The sequence below is a fragment of the Clostridium sp. NkU-1 genome, from assembly GCA_001312405.1.
Map to the genome: position 1 here is coordinate 66,079 of BBDR01000009.1, position 17,688 is coordinate 83,766.

Annotated in this window: 21 protein-coding genes and 2 pseudogenes; 18 read left to right on the forward strand and 5 right to left on the reverse strand. The window is 43.9% G+C overall.

Features of this window, described 5'->3' with window-relative positions; genetic code table 11:
- Genes JCM10519_RS14575 through JCM10519_RS14590 form a run of 4 tightly spaced genes read left to right on the forward strand, consistent with a single transcriptional unit; the run spans position 1 to position 3,628 of the window.
- A complete protein-coding gene (locus JCM10519_RS14575) occupies positions 1 to 873 on the forward strand; it encodes a sugar ABC transporter permease (protein ID WP_347844293.1) in 873 nt (290 codons plus the stop codon).
- A gap of 1 nt (position 874) precedes the next feature.
- Entirely contained in the window at positions 875 to 1,759 is an 885-nt protein-coding gene (locus JCM10519_RS14580; protein WP_054740054.1) for an ABC transporter permease subunit, read from the forward strand.
- Positions 1,756 to 2,976 carry a sialate O-acetylesterase gene (locus JCM10519_RS14585; protein WP_347844294.1) on the forward strand — a complete coding sequence of 407 codons (1,221 nt, stop codon included), beginning with the start codon at positions 1,756 to 1,758 and terminating at the stop codon, positions 2,974 to 2,976. Before JCM10519_RS14580 ends, JCM10519_RS14585 begins: the two co-directional genes overlap by 4 nt.
- Entirely contained in the window at positions 2,957 to 3,628 is a 672-nt protein-coding gene (locus tag JCM10519_RS14590; RefSeq protein WP_054740059.1) for a sialate O-acetylesterase, read from the forward strand. Before JCM10519_RS14585 ends, JCM10519_RS14590 begins: the two co-directional genes overlap by 20 nt.
- Positions 3,629 to 3,822: 194 nt before the next feature.
- Here the strand turns inward: JCM10519_RS14590 and JCM10519_RS14595 are convergent, their stop codons facing one another.
- The gene (locus JCM10519_RS14595; protein WP_054740062.1) at positions 3,823 to 4,809 is read right to left on the reverse strand and encodes a transglutaminase domain-containing protein; all 987 of its coding nucleotides are present in this window, start codon (positions 4,807 to 4,809) and stop codon (positions 3,823 to 3,825) included.
- Between the two features lie 1,071 nt (positions 4,810 to 5,880).
- Here JCM10519_RS14595 and JCM10519_RS14600 point away from each other — a divergent pair.
- The 4 genes from JCM10519_RS14600 to JCM10519_RS30245 all read left to right on the forward strand — a co-directional run bounded on the left by JCM10519_RS14600 (position 5,881) and on the right by JCM10519_RS30245 (position 9,505).
- Complete coding sequence (locus tag JCM10519_RS14600; protein ID WP_054740064.1) at positions 5,881 to 7,152, forward strand: leucine-rich repeat protein; 1,272 nt, start codon at positions 5,881 to 5,883, stop codon at positions 7,150 to 7,152.
- A gap of 121 nt (positions 7,153 to 7,273) precedes the next feature.
- Positions 7,274 to 8,794, forward strand: coding sequence for a leucine-rich repeat protein (locus tag JCM10519_RS14605; RefSeq protein ID WP_054740066.1), 1,521 nt, complete (start codon positions 7,274 to 7,276; stop codon positions 8,792 to 8,794).
- Between the two features lie 109 nt (positions 8,795 to 8,903).
- The gene (locus tag JCM10519_RS14610; RefSeq protein ID WP_054740068.1) at positions 8,904 to 9,344 is read left to right on the forward strand and encodes a hypothetical protein; all 441 of its coding nucleotides are present in this window, start codon (positions 8,904 to 8,906) and stop codon (positions 9,342 to 9,344) included.
- Complete coding sequence (locus JCM10519_RS30245; protein ID WP_347844295.1) at positions 9,338 to 9,505, forward strand: hypothetical protein; 168 nt, start codon at positions 9,338 to 9,340, stop codon at positions 9,503 to 9,505. Before JCM10519_RS14610 ends, JCM10519_RS30245 begins: the two co-directional genes overlap by 7 nt.
- A gap of 212 nt (positions 9,506 to 9,717) precedes the next feature.
- On the opposite strand, the gene JCM10519_RS14620 is transcribed toward JCM10519_RS30245, so the two are convergent.
- The 3 genes from JCM10519_RS14620 to JCM10519_RS14630 form a co-directional block, all read right to left on the reverse strand.
- The gene (locus JCM10519_RS14620) at positions 9,718 to 10,245 is read right to left on the reverse strand and encodes a nitroreductase family protein (protein WP_054740073.1); all 528 of its coding nucleotides are present in this window, start codon (positions 10,243 to 10,245) and stop codon (positions 9,718 to 9,720) included.
- A 281-nt stretch (positions 10,246 to 10,526) separates the two neighbouring features.
- Positions 10,527 to 11,534 (reverse strand): ABC transporter substrate-binding protein, encoded by a 1,008-nt coding sequence (locus tag JCM10519_RS14625; RefSeq protein ID WP_054740075.1) that lies wholly within the window; start codon positions 11,532 to 11,534, stop codon positions 10,527 to 10,529.
- Between the two features lie 65 nt (positions 11,535 to 11,599).
- Complete coding sequence (locus JCM10519_RS14630; RefSeq protein ID WP_054740077.1) at positions 11,600 to 11,821, reverse strand: hypothetical protein; 222 nt, start codon at positions 11,819 to 11,821, stop codon at positions 11,600 to 11,602.
- A 167-nt stretch (positions 11,822 to 11,988) separates the two neighbouring features.
- Here JCM10519_RS14630 and JCM10519_RS14635 point away from each other — a divergent pair.
- Together JCM10519_RS14635 and JCM10519_RS14640 are read left to right on the forward strand one after the other, a co-directional pair.
- Positions 11,989 to 12,785: pseudogene (locus tag JCM10519_RS14635) on the forward strand (Cof-type HAD-IIB family hydrolase).
- A gap of 85 nt (positions 12,786 to 12,870) precedes the next feature.
- Positions 12,871 to 13,174, forward strand: a pseudogene (locus JCM10519_RS14640) (YerC/YecD family TrpR-related protein).
- Positions 13,175 to 13,225: 51 nt separating this feature from the next.
- Here the strand turns inward: JCM10519_RS14640 and JCM10519_RS14645 are convergent.
- Positions 13,226 to 13,849 (reverse strand): DUF1836 domain-containing protein, encoded by a 624-nt coding sequence (locus JCM10519_RS14645; protein ID WP_054740079.1) that lies wholly within the window; start codon positions 13,847 to 13,849, stop codon positions 13,226 to 13,228.
- Positions 13,850 to 14,113: 264 nt separating this feature from the next.
- On the opposite strand from JCM10519_RS14645, the gene JCM10519_RS14650 reads away from it, so the two are divergent.
- From JCM10519_RS14650 to JCM10519_RS30280, 8 genes are all read left to right on the forward strand, one after another.
- A complete protein-coding gene (locus JCM10519_RS14650) occupies positions 14,114 to 14,497 on the forward strand; it encodes a Rid family detoxifying hydrolase (RefSeq protein ID WP_054740081.1) in 384 nt (127 codons plus the stop codon).
- A gap of 419 nt (positions 14,498 to 14,916) precedes the next feature.
- Positions 14,917 to 15,465, forward strand: coding sequence for a Mur ligase family protein (locus JCM10519_RS30250; protein WP_347844296.1), 549 nt, complete (start codon positions 14,917 to 14,919; stop codon positions 15,463 to 15,465).
- Positions 15,456 to 15,590, forward strand: a complete 135-nt coding sequence (locus JCM10519_RS30255; RefSeq protein ID WP_347844297.1) for a hypothetical protein — start codon at positions 15,456 to 15,458, stop codon at positions 15,588 to 15,590. Before JCM10519_RS30250 ends, JCM10519_RS30255 begins: the two co-directional genes overlap by 10 nt.
- Positions 15,574 to 16,197: a cyanophycin synthetase gene (locus tag JCM10519_RS30260; protein ID WP_347844298.1), complete on the forward strand. Its 624-nt coding sequence runs from the start codon at positions 15,574 to 15,576 to the stop codon at positions 16,195 to 16,197. Before JCM10519_RS30255 ends, JCM10519_RS30260 begins: the two co-directional genes overlap by 17 nt.
- Positions 16,190 to 16,330 (forward strand): hypothetical protein, encoded by a 141-nt coding sequence (locus tag JCM10519_RS30265; protein ID WP_347844299.1) that lies wholly within the window; start codon positions 16,190 to 16,192, stop codon positions 16,328 to 16,330. Before JCM10519_RS30260 ends, JCM10519_RS30265 begins: the two co-directional genes overlap by 8 nt.
- A gap of 11 nt (positions 16,331 to 16,341) precedes the next feature.
- Complete coding sequence (locus JCM10519_RS30270) at positions 16,342 to 16,464, forward strand: hypothetical protein (RefSeq protein WP_347844300.1); 123 nt, start codon at positions 16,342 to 16,344, stop codon at positions 16,462 to 16,464.
- Between the two features lie 28 nt (positions 16,465 to 16,492).
- A complete protein-coding gene (locus JCM10519_RS30275; protein WP_347844301.1) occupies positions 16,493 to 17,308 on the forward strand; it encodes a hypothetical protein in 816 nt (271 codons plus the stop codon).
- A gap of 13 nt (positions 17,309 to 17,321) precedes the next feature.
- Positions 17,322 to 17,660 (forward strand): hypothetical protein, encoded by a 339-nt coding sequence (locus JCM10519_RS30280; RefSeq protein ID WP_347844302.1) that lies wholly within the window; start codon positions 17,322 to 17,324, stop codon positions 17,658 to 17,660.
- Positions 17,661 to 17,688: the final 28 nt, after the last annotated feature.

The window sequence follows — 17,688 nt, forward strand, 5'->3', positions numbered from 1 at the left end:
TTGAAAAACAGCAAGATCGGGCTTTTGTATATTCTCCCCTGGATAATCGGAATGGTTTTTCTTACATTGTATCCCTTTATCAACGCTCTTATTATCAGCTTTACGGATTACAACCTGGTCAGAGAGCCAAACTTTATAGGATTTGCCAATTATGCGAAGTTATTTAAAGATAAAGACTTTTTAGGCACACTGAGACAGACTCTTAAATATACAGTAATCACAGTGCCTTTGCAGCTCGCATTTGCACTTTTTATTGCGTTTATCCTGAATTTTAAACTTAAGGCAATAAACTTCTATCGGACGGCTTACTATGTACCCTCCCTTCTGGGCGGAAATGTAGCGGTTGCCGTATTATGGCGTTTTTTTATTTCAACAAGATGGTTTATCAACCATTTTCTTGGTATATTCGGTGTTGGACCTGTAAAATGGTTGTCTTCCGGATCCGGAGCCATGGCTGTCATAGTACTTTTAAAGGTCTGGCAGTTTGGTTCAGCCATGCTGATATTTCTGGCGGCTCTTAAAGATGTGCCTCAGGATCTTTACGAAGCAGCAAGCGTGGACGGAGCTGCGAAGTCTTATTCTTTTTTTCAAAATTACGATTCCTTTGATCACACCGACGATTTTCTTCAATCTGGTCATGCAGCTGGTCAATGCCTTCCAGGAATTCAACGGACCTTACCTTATCACGAAGAAAGGCCTTTAAACTCTACTTACCTTACCTCTATGTTCATATATGACAATGCTTTCCAGCTATTTAATATGGGTTATGCAAGCGCTGCCAGCTGGGTGCTGTTTATTATTATCGTATCTGTTACGGTAGTGTTATTTGCTACCCAGGACCGCTGGGTATTTTATTCGGATAAGGGGGAATGACATGGCACGGACAATTTTGATCAGCGAAGTTGAAAAACGCAGAAGAAGAAAGTTCATTATAAATGCTGTTTTCAGATATACCATACTTACGGTAGTGGCACTTATTATGATTTACCCCATCGTCTGGCTTGTGGGAGCTACCTTTAAGACGAACAATGAAATATTTACATCAGTAAATTTCATACCCAGCAAAATCGACTTTACGCCTTATATCAATGGCTGGAAAACCAGGACGAAATTTACGTTCACCACGTTTTTTTTGAACACATTCAGTTTTGTTATACCTAAGATATTGTTTTGTCTGGTAACCAGTTCCCTGGTGGCGTACGGATTTGCCAGATTTAATTTTCCGCTTAAGAAATTATTTTTCTCCATACTTATGGCGACCATGTTTTTACCGTCGGTGGTAACCAGGATTCCTCTGTATATTTTATGGAAAAACCTGGGTCTGTTAAATACATATGTGCCTTTGGTTGCTCCAACCTTATTTGCCAACGAGCCGTTTTTTGTATTCATGCTGATCCAGTTTATGCGTTCCATACCGACGTATTTGGATGAGGCGGCAACCATAGACGGCTGTAATTCATTTGGAATTTTGACGATGATACTGCTCCCTGCATTGAAACCGGCACTGATAAGCTGTACGATCTTTCAGTTCGTATGGAGTTTCAATGATTTCTTAGGCCCCCTGATCTATGTGACAAGCCTTTCAAAATATCCTGTGTCACTGGCTCTTAAGATGTCCATAGACCAAAGCAGCGGCATAGTGGAATGGAACCAGATCCTTGCGATGTCATTCCTGGCTCTGCTTCCTGCACTGATCCTGTTCTTCTGCTGCCAGAAGTATTTTGTAGAGGGAGTGACCAGCTCGGGAGTGAAAGGATGAGCAGCCTTTGTGTAACCCCATACATTTCAGATCATGGGGTCTTGCAGCGAAATGAATTGATACCCATTAGAGGTACAGCGGCCGGGAGAGAGTGGGTAGAGGCCAAACTTTTTAGTGCAGATGGGAGCATCGAATTTAGGAAAGAGACCTTGGCGCAAGAGGATGGAAATTGGAAACTCGTGTTTATGCCCATGCAGGCAGGAGGCCCCTATTCTATTTCCGTAACATGTGCAGGTGAGAGAAAGGAATTTTCCGATATTTATATAGGAGATGTCTGGCTCATGTCCGGCCAGTCGAATATGCAGCTGCCCATGCAAAGAGTCAGGTATCGTTTTCCAAAGGAATATGGTGAAAACGGGGATCCACTTATCCGCCAGTTTACCGTTCCGATCAATTGGGATTTTAAGACACCTGCAGATGAACTGTCAGGCGGAAAATGGGAAAGCTATTCCCTGGAAAGCACTTCTTATTTTTCAGCCGCAGGATATTTCTTTGGGGTAAAATTGCGGGAAAAATATCCTGTACCCATAGGTCTTATCCTTACTGCGGTAGGCGGTACGCCGATAGAGGCGTGGATGAGCAGAAAAGCGCTTGCGGCTTTTCCGGGCAAAGCAAAGATAGCTGACGAGTGCAAATCGGATGAATATGTCAGGGGTAAACAGAAAGAAGATGAAGAGAGGACTTTATCCTGGTATAAGAAATTAGATGAAACGGATAGTGGGATTTTAGAAGACTGGCTAAATGCCGGCTTGCAGGACACATGGAAAGCTGTCGACCTTACCGATAATTTCTATTGGAATGAAGATTTTGAAAACCCTGGTTCTGTTTGGTTTAAAAAGACTGTGACGATCCCGCCTGAACGTTCAGGCAAGCCGCTCCGCCTCTCCCTGGGTACCATTAAGGATGCGGATTACACTTACGTAGACGGGCGGTGCATCGGAAATATCACATACAGATACCCACCAAGAGAATATCACCTGGAAGGCCTGACCGAAGGGGACCATGAGATTACAATACGTGTGATCGCTGTGTCCAGATGGATTGATTTCACCAAAGGGAAGTCCCATCAAATGATTTTTGGAACAGGAGAGGTGCTGCCCATCTCTGAAGGCTGGAAGTATAAGAGAGGTGCATCCATGGAAACTCTTGTTCCTCAGACCTTTTTTGAGAAAAAAACCCATGGGGATGTACCAGTCTATGATAGCGCCTCTTCATGATTTTCCTATTTGGGGTATGTGCTGGTATCAGGGAGAGTGTAACGCGGATGACGCCCGTTCCTATCCCCGGTATTTCAAGTGTATGATAGGGGATTACAGACGAAAATGGCATATGGGGAAATTCCCCGTTATTTATGTACAGTTACCCAATTATGATCTTGAAGATGCAGGAAACTGGGTTCAGTTTCGGAATATGCAGCAAAGTCTTGCCAAGCTGGCGAACAGCGCCATGGTAGTTGCCATAGATTGCGGCGAATACAATGACCTTCATCCAACGGATAAAAAGACGGTAGGGGAGAGAATGGCCATGGCGGCGTATGAGATTGCATATCATGAGCCTGGCGAATGGCTGTCACCAATATTTTCCCATGGGAAAAGGAACGGTAATGAGATAATACTTCACTTTGATCATGGAGAGGGAGGATTTGCTGTATCAGGAAATGAACCAGGCGGATTTGAAGTCTGCATATCAGGGGAATGGATCTCAGATGGCATAGATATCCGGATCCAGGGCGGTGCGGTGATTTTGTATGCCAAAAAAGGAGAGGCAATTACCGGAGTACGCTATGCCTGGTCAAATAATCCGGTGAATGCTAATCTCCGCGCCGTATCGGGTCTGCCGGTATCGCCATTTGAGACTGTGATAGTATGACTGATTGGAAGAAAAGGGTATGGATATTCGTAAGTGTTATTTCAATTATGGTATAAAGATACAGGACCACAGCGGCTGAGGTCCTGTATCTTTTATTGCATAACTGATTGTAGGATAAAAAAAGATTGTATTTATTTTTTCGGCCTTTTCAGAATAAACTGTGATGACAAGGTTTTCATAGGGAACCCATTCCCTCAATTGCCTGGATTCTTCCAGAATATTTTCCAGATACTCAAAGCTTTCATTTTCAAACATGGTATCCTTTTTCCAGGCATCCTGTGACTTGCAGCGGTCAACAATGGCTTCAATGGCGGCTGCGTCGGGTTTTCTTGAATTGAGACTGCATTATGATAAGATCGCATTTCATTGGCTCTCCGATTGCACGGTGGGATGGAATATGAGGCGGGAGAATATTGATATCGGTCTGCCAGTACCTTGTCAAATAGGAAAGGATCGAACTCCTGTCCTCCAACGGCAGCAGCAGTACAGTCTATATAGGAAGTCTGGCTGCCTAGTTTAACGGCATTCCAGCTGTGTTCGATTCCCATTTTTGTACCGATTATGACCCAACAGGGGATTCCCAGCTGGTCACATATACCTTTCAGTGCTCTGGAATAGCCGGTGCAGACGGTATTTTTGGTAACCAGGGCGCCATAGGCAGTACGGTCAAAGTGCATGGATTCCGCCATTCGGCCGGTACCGGAAAGGGAGGCAAGGGTGTAATCGTAGGAAGCATTGCCGGATACTTTCTGGAAGGCCGTGTAAAGAAGATCCTGAGGCAGGTCCGATGGGGCAGTACGGCGTACGTCTTCTGCCATTTGGATCATTGCGGAAGAAAGGCTGTCTGCCGCTGTATGAAGCGAATCTTCAGAGGCCTGCATGGATAACCGGAATTCGTAGGTGCCGAAATCCCCCTTCTCCGTCAGAAGGGTAAAGCTTAGGTCAGAGGCTTCACAGGGAAAGGAAGCACAGTTTATCTCATAGTTGTCAATGAGATTGAAAATGGAATCATCAGATAATCCTTTGGGCAGCTGTATCACAGCAACAGGAGAAGGAAATGTATCCTCCCATTGGGAAATCAGGCCGGGAATTTCCTGGGCTGCGGATGCGGATTCGACGACCGGGGCTGTTAGAATCAGGGAGGCTAAAATAGGCAGGAAAGATAAAAATTGAAAATTCATGCAAAGTACTCCTTATAAAAAAAATTAGGGTTGATTTTTTAAATATAATGCTGTTATAGTGAAAATAAACAAAAAAAGTTAGGTGACCTAAAAAAATTGTACCTAACTTTTATTATACCATCGTTATTCTCATTTGAGAATAGCGAATTGCTGTTTTTTTAAACATTTTTATTTACATAAATTAGATATTTCCAAACTTAAAATTTGCAAAAGGTAAAGAGCCTGCTGCGAAGTCGAGAAGTGGTTTTTGCCTGGTGCTAAGGGAGAGAAAATCATGGGAGCCTCTGCCTTCGCTGATAGTGTGATTCTTAGTTTTCATTTGGGGGCGTAGTTCAAGGAAATAGGTATCGGTGCCTGCTAAGGCCTGATTAAGAATAGAAATTGTTTTTGGAAGCTGATATGAGGTTCGAGTACTGGGTGTACTGGCATCTATTAGCTGTTAAAAGGAGCCGGGTATCCTCCTGTGGGGCGTAAGGCTTTAAAAGTACCCAGTTAGAAAGTCCGTAGTCAGCAATTCTGACCGCATCCACTTTACCGGTCTTAACCTTACGGACAGAGTTGTTATCGCAGCCATGGATCAGCTTTGCATGGACAGCGCTGACATAAGAACCAGAATCAGCGGGATATATCGTGCTAAGGGGGGCTAGTATTTGCCGGTGTACTCCACAATGATTCAAGTCTCATCGTATAAGCTTTCGGGAGAGCAGGCCAGCTCTTTTAGTTCTCTTGCGGTGCGGCGGATTGCAAAAGGCTTTTCCACAATTTCACCCAGAAGTTCCATGACGGTGATCATGGGTTTGCTTTTGGAGACATCAATACCAGTGGTGTTTATAAGTAATCTTCCAATCAGTGATGACAGGTAGTGGGGAGTTACCGTTTGCTCATTGCTGAGTTAATTAGTCTGGTAATGTGAACACTCTGGCAATTAGTGGTCTAACCTGCTTAAAACGAACGCTGAAATAAGAGGGAAGTCTGATAATCCTTTTATTAAAGCCCAGGCACAAATGGAAAAACATAACCGCATGTTATGTTTGAATCCCAATATTATAAGTAAAGGAGAGGTAGAGAAAAATGAGAAGAAAACATGTGAGAGGCAAGGGAGTATGGAGAGCAGCCGCATCTATAATGGCGGCAGTGGTCCTTACAACAGCGATCCCTTTAAACCTGCCTGTTTATGGGGAGGAACTGGTAAAGGAACAGGAAAGTCATGAGTCTGGCAAAGGGGTTAATGATGCAGGTGATGAAAGTAATGGAGAAGAGCTGGTAGAGGAAAAGGAAGCTCAAGAGTCCGAAGAAACGGTTGCTGATTCAGAGAACGACAGTAAGGAAGAGAATCAGGAGACGGACGAGAAAGACCACAGCGAGTCTGAAGATGACAAGACGGAAGAAAGTCAGGTGGAAGAAAACCAGACGGAAGAGAGCCAGGCGGAGGAAAGTCAGGAGGAAAAAAGCCAGGAAGAAGAAAGCCAGACAGAAAAAGAGAAAACGGACGAAAATCAGCAAAATGAGAATGAAACAAAGCCGGAAAATGAAAGACCGGCGTCAGATGACGGCCTGACAGGACATGTGGATGAAGAACAGAGTAAGCCGCTAAATCAGGCTGGATCAGCAAAGAAGGCTCAGGCTGCTGTATCGGGTGAAGGCTTTGAGGTCAGTGAAAATGGAGTGATTACCGGATATAATGGGACTGACACGGATATAGAGATACCGTCGAAGATTGATGGGGTAATCATTACAGGAATTGGAGATAATGCTTTCCAGTGGCTTAGTATTGAGATTGAGAAGGTATCAATACCTCATACGATTAAAACAATAGGAGACTTTGCTTTTACATATAATGATTATCTGAAAGAGGTTTATTTTTATGGAAAAGCACCTAAGATGGGTAATGCGGTCTTTGATGATAATGAAATTACGTTCCATTGCCCAAAGAACCTGGAGGATGAGTATGAGGAGGCATTAGGTGAGTGTTTATTTGGGACTAGCAACGAGCTTTCAAATGACCTTGATCCATATGAAGATGATGAAGTCTTATCGGGGCCAGAAGATTACCTGGATGCAGTGATTGATTCATCATCCGAAGGAGTTATTATCAAAGGGTTAAAATCCGGAAGCAAGGAAACTTCTATTACGATTCCTGAAACCATCAATGGAAAGACTGTTACAAAGATTAAGGCCGGAGCATTTAACAATAATACAAAAATTAAAACGGTAACCATAGAAGCAGGAATAACTTCCATTGGAGATGGGACATTTAATGGCTGCAGCAGCTGGAGACAATCACACTCCCCGACACCTTGTCCAGTATCGGCAGTGAGGCTTTTTATAACTGTCAGAAGCTGACCGGTGTAACTTTTCCTGAAAGTCTGAGAGTGATCGGAAGCAACGCTTTCTATCAGTGTCTTGCTCTTGAACGTGTTGACCTAAGTCAGACGGAAATCACGGTTATAGCAAAAAAATACATTTGAAAGCTGCCAGGTTTTATCAGATGTGGTATTGCCGGAAGGTCTGGAGACAATCGAACAGTACGCTTTTTTTCAAATGCAATGCTATTACAGAGATTACCATGCCCCAGAGTCTTAAGAGAATTGGCCAGGGAGCATTCCAGTATGCCCATTTGACAAAGGTGGATATCCCGGCAGGTGTAGGGCTGATTGGGGACAAAGAATTTGCTGCCGAGGCATTCTGGTGTGACGGACTTAAAGAAATAAATGTAAGTGAAGATAATCCGTCCTATGCGGATGTGGAGGGCGTGCTTTACACCAAGGATAAGAAAACATTGCTTTATTATCCCAATGGAAGGGAAGATACTGTATATAAAATCCCAAAGGGCGTAGAGGAAATCAGCGGATACGCATTTAAGGTTCCTGCAGGGCAGAGACCGGCCAACTGGGATTCCGCCAAAGGCGATAATCTGAATACAATCTTATTTCCTGTTACCCTTAAGAAGGTTGGAAACGGAGCGTTTGCCCAGAGGACATTAGACAGTATAACCATTACGCCAAATATAGAATGGGGAACCTATGTACTTGACAACTGTAAGGTAAAGACCATTGAAATTGCGGAAGGCGTAACGGAAATCCCAGATAACTTCTTCTATGGTGCAGCCGGATTTCAGGAGCTAACCCTTCCCGCATCTTTAAAGCGGATTGGAAACCGTGCTTTTGACAGGTTCCCGCTGGAGAACATTGAACTGCCGGAGGGTCTGGAAGAAATCGGAGTGGAGGCATTTGAATGCAGCAAGCTGACCGGCATAAAAATTCCCAAAACCGTAAAGACCATTGGAGACCGTGCATTTTATCTTAATAAAAATCTTAAAGATGTGGTATTTGAAGAGGGTTCTGCTTTAAAGAATACAGGGGCATTTACGTTCAACTCCTGTTCAAAGCTGGAAACCATAACGCTGCCTTACGGGGTAGAAGTCATAGACAACGGCTGTTTCAGCAGCTGCGATTCTCTGGAGTATGTGGGAATTCCATCTACGGTAACGACACTGGGAGATTTTGCCTTTTCAGGAAGCGGCATCCGGACCATGGAATTGACAGACAGCATCCGCTATATGGGAACCGGTGTTTTCCGCAACAGTTTCTTAGAGTATGTAAAGCTGCCGGCATCGCTGGAAACCATGGGTACCTGTACTTTTGAATGGTGCCGGGATCTGGAAAAAGTAATTTTCCCGGATAATATGAAGTTAAAAGATCTTCCTTCTGATACATTTTTCTACTGCACAAATCTTACCGGCCTCACCTTACCGGCCAGCATTGCCAGGACGGAGCCTTGCTCCCTGTCATACTGTGAAAGTCTGGAAAAAGTGGAGTATAAAAATAAAAATTTACAAAGGTCCGTGTTTGATTGCTTTGCAATTAATTTAAACAGTTATTTTGGATATGGAGAGTGGGATGAAGGAACAAACTATGACTTATACATTCCGGCAGACACCACCATTCTACGAAAAACGGATTTACAGTTAATACAGATATTATAACCCCAGAAGCAGATAAAACGGAGAACCTTTACAATGAGGTCATGAATTACACAAATGGATCCAACGGAACAAAGACCAGAAGTGCATCTGCTGCTACGGCGAACTGCGGGTGTGCAGGAGGAAACGGCATTTTCAAGTACACAGCGACCATAAGCCTAAATTCAACTATGTTGTTACTCAGGGTCAGGATTCGGGCGGTAAAGACGATAACCAGAATCCTTCAAACCCTAAGGATAATGAAAACGGGACGAATCCTGGAGATAAGCCTTCTGGAGATAAGCCTTCTAGAAATACATCCTCTGAAAAGTCATCTTCTGAAGACACAATTTCAAGGACAGGAGCAAATGCAAGCAGCCCTGTTAACGTAACCGGCGGACCTAGTACTACACGTTCTGATGGAAAATCTCCGGCGGCAGGTTCCTGGGCAAAGGATGGGAAGGGGTGGAAGTTTAACTATACATCTGACCGGACCAGTGCCTGGGTTGGGAATATGTTACCTGGAATGGAGTTTCCGGTTGGTATTATTTTAACAAAGAAGGCTATATGCTGATCGGCTGGATAGAAGAAAATGGAAGAAAATATTATCTTGACCGGCCGGGAGCGGCTATTCAGGGACAGATGGCCGAAGGTGGAATCTGCTGGACGGAAAATGGTACTATTTTAATACAATTTCAGACGGAGCCAGAGGTGCTCTGCTTACGGATACCGTGACTCCTGATGGATACAAAGTGGAAGCGGATGGTTCCTGGAATGGGATATAATAATGAAAGGACCATACCTCCGTATCTGGAATACTGCCTATTACAGGTAAATAACCAGAACCGTGCCAGGAGTTTTTTTCTGACAATAGTCATTATGAGAAAAAGGACTGAATCTAACAAGAATTACTTGTTAGGTTTGGTCCTTTTTATATCCACTGTAAATTAAAAGTCTTTTCCGTATCCGTTTAACCATGCTCTTTCTTCAAATGGTTTTTTTGTTACACCAGGATTTACTTCGTCTGGAATTCCCAAAGGCATATAGATAGCTACCGTTAAATCTTCCGGTACGCCAAGAAGCTCTCCCATTTTCTTTGCCTTTTCTCCCTCAATCTGTCCCTCAACCCAGGTAGCTGCATATCCCTTTGCATTGATAGCCAAAAGAATGTTTTCAGCTGCGGCAGAGTAATCATGTATGTGATAGGAATTACCCTTATAGGAAATCGTTTCTTTTGACAACAGAAGGATTGCTGCAGGAGCGGTAAGTGCCCATGAGGCACCATAAATAGCAGCCAGATCATACGCTGTCTTCTGATCGTTTACTGCAATAAAACAGGTTGTCTGCTGATTGCAGCCGGAGGGAGCAGCTACGCCTGCTTCCAGAATCTCTTTTAAATCGGCATCAGGTACATGATCCGGTTTGAATGTTTTACGATAACTTTTTCTTGTGAGGATTGCTTCCATTAAGTCCATTCTATCAAGTCCTTTCCATCTTCCTATTTTGATTGTGCTTCTATGTAAAGTATATCATATGTTCCTAGGTTTCGCGAGCATATTATCCTCCTTTTTTTGACGTATTGTGCCATATAGATGAGCAGAACCGGGGTCCGTTCATGATATGAAAGAACCTGGTTGTGGAAGAAAAGGGGTAAATGGTACCCTGACGGTAAGACACAGCTACTTTTTCTATGTCTTACTATCAGGGTACAATTTATTTTTTATATAATTGATTGTTCAATAAAAAAAGACGGGATTTATTTTGCGGCCTTTTCGGAATAAACTGTGGTCACAAGGGTTTCATAGGGAACCCGTTCCTTTAGTTGTCCTGATTCCTCCAGAATATTTTCCAGAAGCTCAAAGCTCTCTTTTTCAAACACGGTATCCTTTTTCCAGGTATCCTGTGCCTTGTAGCGTTCAACAATGGCTGCAATGGTGGCTACGTCGGTTTCCTTAAATTGGGGCTGGATCACTTTTGCGATTTCTTCCGATGAATGGGAATTTACATATTCCAGACCTTTTTGAATGGCATTGGTGAATTTCTGAATGGTTTCCGGATTTTTCTCCAGATAGCTTTTCTTTGCACTGTAGGCAGTGTAAGGAACATAACCGGAATCAACGCCAAGAGAAGCCACTACGTGGCCGTTGCCTTCTTTTTCAAGCCCTGTGGCAAATGGTTCGAACTCCACGGTATAGTCTGCGTCATTGCTGGTAAATGCCGCAGCAGTCAGGCCGAAGTTTATGCTCTGGTCAATAGATAAGTCCGTGACAGGGTCAATGCCATTTTTTTTCAGGATATACTCGAATACCATCTGCGGCATTCCCCCGGCTCTTCCGCCCAGTACCTTTTTGCCTTTTAGATCCGTCCATTTAAAGTCAGGCTGAGAGTTTCTTCCTACAAGAAAGTTTCCGGCTCTCTGGGTCAGCTGGGCGAAGTTGACGGCATAGTCTTTCGATCCGTTTGCGTAAGTATAGATGCTGGCCTCAGAACCCATAAATCCGATATCAGCATCGCCTGATATCAGAGCAGTCATGACCTTGTCGGCGCCGGCCCCGTTGACTAAGGTTAAGTTAATGCCTTCATCTTCAAAATATCCCAGTTCAATGGCTGAATACTGGGGAGCGTAGAAGATGGAATGGGCAACTTCATTTAGTGTGACCGGAGTTAATTCAGATGCCTTTGCTTTTGGGCCGCAGGCAGTCAGGCTAAGTAAAGACGCTCCGGTGAGTATGGCCGCCAGAAGTAAGTGATAGGCTTTTCTCATAAAATCCTCCTTTGAGAAATCTTAATACTACATTTTATTATGAGAATATGGGAAGGTACTTTGTCTTACAAAATTTTATAATGCCATGAAAGCAATGAACCAGGCGCTGCAAAGCGGCATTTGGCGAATGTCGCAGGATAATAGACGCTTGTTTCTATAATACCGTGGCCCTGACAGATACATGATAAAAAAAGAGGTCTTATATGCTTTCTGGCCGTAGTTCTGCAGCTTGTCAGGGAGACAGCCAGCATGAATGCAACCAGGAATAAGGCGATTGTCTTTTTCATATGATTCTCCCCTTCTTATTCTCTCCTAGTGGCAATGTATGAGAGGGGCCAGGCTGCAGTTCCGCCCATTTATATATTTCTGTATTTTAGGATGGAATAAGAAGAGAAACTGTGTTATACTGCTATAGTAAAATTTACAAAACAGGAGAAATTCAATGGACTATCGGATGATTGTGCTGGATTTGGATGGGACGCTGACCGACAGAAATAAGAAGATCACACCCAGGACCAAAGAGGCACTTTTTGAATTAAAACGACAGGCGGAATCATTGTACTGGCTTCCGGACGGCCGACTTATGGGGTAATGCCCCTTGCCAGAGAATTGGAGCTTCATGAGTCAGGAGGATACATTCTGTCCTTTAACGGAGGGCGAATCATTGACTGCAGAACCGGGGAAACGGTTTTTGCAAGAGAACTGCCTGTGTCCTCAAATTCCAGAATCATCCGTATGGCAAAGGAGCATGGGGTGAACATCCTTACCTATGAGGATGATCTGATCATCACGCCCAATGCCGGGGATGAATATGTGGAAAAGGAATCGACCATCAACAAGCTGGAAGTAAAAGAAATCCAGGATATGGAGGCTTATGTACAGTTTCCGGTTGTAAAATTCCTGATGCTTGATGAAGGTGACTACCTTGCCATGGTGGAACCAAAGGTAAAGGCGGCCCTGGGGCGTGATTACAGCGTTTACCGTTCAGAACCCTATTTTCTGGAGATACTTCCTAAAGGAGTTGACAAGGCGGCAAGTCTGGAGCGTTTGCTTATGAAGCTTGGCATGAGCAGGGAGGAGATGATTGCCTGCGGAGACGGCTACAATGATTTGTCCATGATCCAGTATGCAGGCCTTGGCGTTGCTATGGAAAATGCAGTTCTCCCGGTGAGGCTGGCCGCTGATTATGTGACCCTTTCCAATAACGATGACGGAGTGGCTCATGTTATAGAAAAATTTATGCTTTCATGATGTCTCCGAAGGGTGGACTTTACAACTTTAGTATGTTAAAATGCACCTAAGGGTAAAAACAAGAAAAAGGGGATTGATCGATACTATGAATAAAAAGATTAAAACAGATGCGGTAGACCATCTGTTTGAAGCCATTTTAACCTTGAAATCTTCAGAGGAGTGCTATACTTTTTTTTGAGGATGTATGCACAGTCAATGAACTGTTAAGCTTATCCCAAAGGTATGAGGTGGCAAAGATGCTGCGAGAAGGCCGTACTTATCTGGAGATCGCAGAAAAGACGGGGGCGTCCACTGCGACCATCAGCCGTGTGAACCGCTCCTTAAATTATGGAAACGATGGATATGATATGGTGTTCAAGCGTTTAGAGGAAGAAAAAAGAGAAGACTGATTAAGACAGGGGACAAGCCGGGAGCCGGTACTTGCCCCTGTTTTTCATGTATCATTTTTTTTCTTTTTTTACGTTTATTGGTTCGGTTTCTCTTAAATCATCAATAATCTGCTCAATGATCTGCTTCTTTAAATATACATCAAAGGAAAGCTCGCAGATCCAGGAAAAGAGACGGAGATATTCCAGATCATCTTTTGGCAGCCCTTTATCTTCAAAGGTCTTGCTGGCGTGCTCGTATTTTTGGAGGATATCCTCTTTGATACGGTCGATTCCGCCTTCTACCTGGGAGAAAATTTCCCGGTAGATGTCCTCCAAAGGAATCCCATCCGAAGAATTAAAATGCTTTTCCGTAATGGGGCGGAAAAGCTGCTCAATATCATGAAAAGAGAGCAGATTTTTAAAATAATATATAAATATCAGCAGCAGAATGTGTTCTCTTGAGTATTTCTTTTTATTAGGAGCCGGAAGAAGGTTGTTCTTGGCATAATTATTGATCATGGTCTTGGTCAGGACCTTGTCCTCAGGATAGCGTTTGGTGTCCTTTAAGTGTTCATCCATGAAGGTAGTGACCTGATCCATGTACAGATCAATATTTGGAATGGTTTCCGGCGTGATATGGTCTAAGGATTCCAGATGCTTCAGGATGTCCTGCATTCTTTCGTCGTTGGTCTTCATATGTTTTCCTCTTTCCTGCCCATGCCTTTTGGACATAAAAATATGCCCGCGGGGCGCCGGCCTTCTGCACGGCGGCGGCCGCACATAAGGGATGATCCCCTTTATTATATCATATTATATAGTATTCAATACCAGATGACAAGGGGTAAAAAGGTATAATGGACTGAATTTTTTTAAGAACACCTAAAAAAAATTTCTTGACTTTTACGGAATGTGTGCTAATCTAGAATTATCAGAGAAATGAGCGAAAGGAGACACATCATTATGAAAAAGGTATTAGCAACAGAAAAAGCGCCGGCAGCAATCGGCCCATATTCTCAGGGCGTTCGTGGAGGCGATTACGTATTTATATCAGGACAGCTTCCAATTGACCCTGCTACCGGAGAATTTGCAGGTGAGGATATCGTATCCCAGACAAAGCAGTCATTGACAAACATCAAAGCCATTCTGGAAAGCGAAGGCTTATCCATGGCCAACGTGGTTAAGACAACTGTTTTATTAAAGAATATCAGTGAGTTTGGAGCAATGAACGAAGTTTATGCATCCTTCTTTGTAGGAGAATGCCCGGCAAGAGCCGCATTTGAAGTGGCAGCTCTTCCAAAGAATGCTCTGGTTGAAATCGAGGCCATCGCATATTGCGGTAAGTAAAATACCTACAACAAGTTGCAGGTATTTTTCCCGCGGGCAGTCGCCAAATGGATATGCAAGCATATCTGCCCGGCTCGCTGCCTCCGCGTGAATAATCGTCAGATCAGTTTCTGAGAGTTTGATTTAAGGAAACGAAAGCAGGGAGTACAGCACTTTGAGATGCTTGACAGTGTTTCAGAGGGCTTTGCTCTCTTTTTGTATTTCTGTAAACATAAGGCGTATTTCAAGGGCAGTTGTAGAAATAAAGGGCTTTTTGCGAAAGAAATGGGTTGCATATTGACGGACTTATATTATAATAAATTAGAAAGTCCGATTTTTTTGGCTCATCGGAAATCAGGCTTGAAATTACATAGGAAAGCTGGTACTCTAACGATGAAGATTGATGAAACGGCAGAAGAATATCTGGGCCGGATTCCTATGTGGGCCAGAAAGAAAAAAACTCTCTGGAAGATATCCGGGAATTCCTCTGTGAGATGGGGGAACCGGATGAAGGGATGAAAATTTTTCATGTGGCAGGTACCAACGGAAAAGGGTCGGTATGCGCATTTTTACAGTCTGTTTTAAGAAAAGCAGGCTGCAGGGTGGGAACTTTTACCTCCCCTCATCTGATTGAAACCAGAGAACGTTTCTGTATAAATGGAGAGATGATATGGTCAAAGGTTTTTGAAGAAAGCTATCAGACCGTCCGAAATCTTTCTGAGAATATGATGGAGAAAGGATATTGCCATCCGTCTTATTTTGAATTTCTGTTTTATATGGCAATGGACATGTTCCGTAAGACAGAAGTGGATATTGTAATTCTGGAAACAGGTCTTGGAGGAAGGCTGGATACGACTAATGTCATTAAGTCCCCTCTGGTGTCGGTGATTACCTCCATCAGCCTGGATCATACGGAATATCTGGGAGATACCATTGAAAAAAATCGCATGGGAAAAGGCTGGAATTATAAAAAAAAGGGGTGCCCGTAGTTTTTGACGGAAATGACGGACAGGCTTCCCAGGTTATCCGCTGCAGGGCAAAGGAGCTTGGCTCCCCTTTCTGTGAAGTGGACAGGCTGGGATATGAGATAACCGGATATGAAGAAAAGCTGTAAGGCCAGATTTTTTAAAGCAGGAGGAGGTTTCATTGAAGTTACCGTTCCCACCGTTGCGGAGTATCAGGTGATGAATGCCTTTCTTTCGTTTAAGGCTCTTGAGGCAGTAAGGCTTAAGGAAATCATGGACTTAGAGATATCTGATGAGCAGGTAAAAGAAGGAATTGCCAGCATGTACTGGCCGGGAAGAATGGAAGAGGTGCTTCCTGGAGTATATCTGGACGGAGCCCATAATCCGGGCGGTATCCAGGCTTTTGTCAGGGCAGCAGCCGGTTTGTGCAAAGCAAGAAAGAAACGGGCTGAGCTTTTGTTTTCGTCAGTATCCGATAAGGATCACGATAAAATGATAAAGGAAATTGCAGGTGCACTGCCTCTTGATCAAGTAGCGGTGGCTCATATTCATTCGGAAAGAGGGCTTGAAACTAAGGTTCTGCTAAAAGAGTTTCAAAATGCCTGCGGATGCGGTGTGGAAGGATTTCAGACAGTGGAAGAGGCTGTTTTATACATGCTTCATAAAAAGGATGAAGGGCATCTGCTGTTTTGTGTAGGTTCTCTTTACCTGATGGGGGAGATAAAGGCAGTATTAAGGAGGAACGGATATGATTGATTTTGAAGCTGAGATTGACAGTTACAGGCCAAGCCTGGAGGTTGATGCCATTGAAGATGCCATTGTAAGAAGTGATTTGACGGATATGAATGACTTAATGATGGATCTTATAAAAGAAATCAACAAGGAATAGGCGGTTAAAATATGGATTATGAAAGAAAAACCCGGGTAATCGCAAACAGCTATTATAACATGGGGCTGGAACGGGCAAAGCTCAGGGACTTATCAGGAGCTTCCGAATGTCTGAAAAAAAAGCCTCCATTTTAACAAGTATATGACAGACGCAAGGAACCTTTTGGGGCTGATTTATTATGAGGTCGGAGAAGTGGGCGAAGCTCTTGTGCAATGGGTAATCAGCATGAACTTACAGCCAGAAGGAAACCGCGCAGATGAATACCTCGGTGAGATACAGAGAAAATCAGGCACCATGGAGACGGAACGGCGGGCAGTGAGAAGATTCAACCAGGCCCTGATCTACGCCCAGAGCGGCAGTGAGGATCTGGCGATCCTGCAGCTTATTAAGGTGGTGGAAAGCAAGCCCAACTATGTGAAGGCCCAGCTTTTGCTGGCACTCCTTTGCATAGCCAGAGAGGATTATCAGAAGGCTGGCAAAGCCGTTTATAAGGTATTACAGATCGACCGCAACCATCCAAAGGCACTCTATTATAAGTCCCTGGTAAAGGATACGGCCGGGAATGGAAAAAGTGAACGGGAACCGGAAAAGCGGAAACTGAAAAATGTGCTTTCCCACAGGCAGATGGAAGATGATGATGTGATCATACCCCCAAGCTATCGGGAGAATACCAAGGATCAGGCGGTGGGGAACATTCTTGCCGGGCTTTTGCTGGGCGCGGCGGTAATCTTTTTTCTGGTAATGCCGGCCAAGACAAAATCTATTAATGAATTACATAATAAGGAAATAATAAAATACAGCGAACAGTTAAGCCAGGCCAATCAAAAATCTGACAGCCTGACTGCACAGCTGGAATCCCTGGAAACAGAAAAGAAGACTGCAGAGGCCTCTTTAGCATCCATTACCAGTGATTCCGACAGTGTTCTGGCTCAGTATCAGGCCGTGATTGGAATCCTTCAGGCTTACAAAAAAAGATGACTTTCCGTCCGCGGTGAAGATTTATGCCGGGTTGAATCCGGATCTTATCACTTCCTCCGATGTCCAGGCAATCGTAGGTGAGATAAGAAAGGATATGGTGGAGAATGGCTGCCCAATTCTGGAAGGACTTGGGGACAAGGCGATGGAGGCAGGGGATGCCCAGACTGCACTTGCTTACTACTTGAAATGCCTTGATTTAAAGCCGGACAGCTGGCAGGCAAAATACAAGACGGCAGTCATTTATAAGGGAATGGACCAGAAAGAGCAGGCCAACGGGCTGTTCTCCGATATTATAAATAACAGCAAAGATGAAGAGCTATCTGCTAAGGCAAAATCAGAACGTGGTTTTTGACATAATTTCCTTAATTTTAGCTAATGAA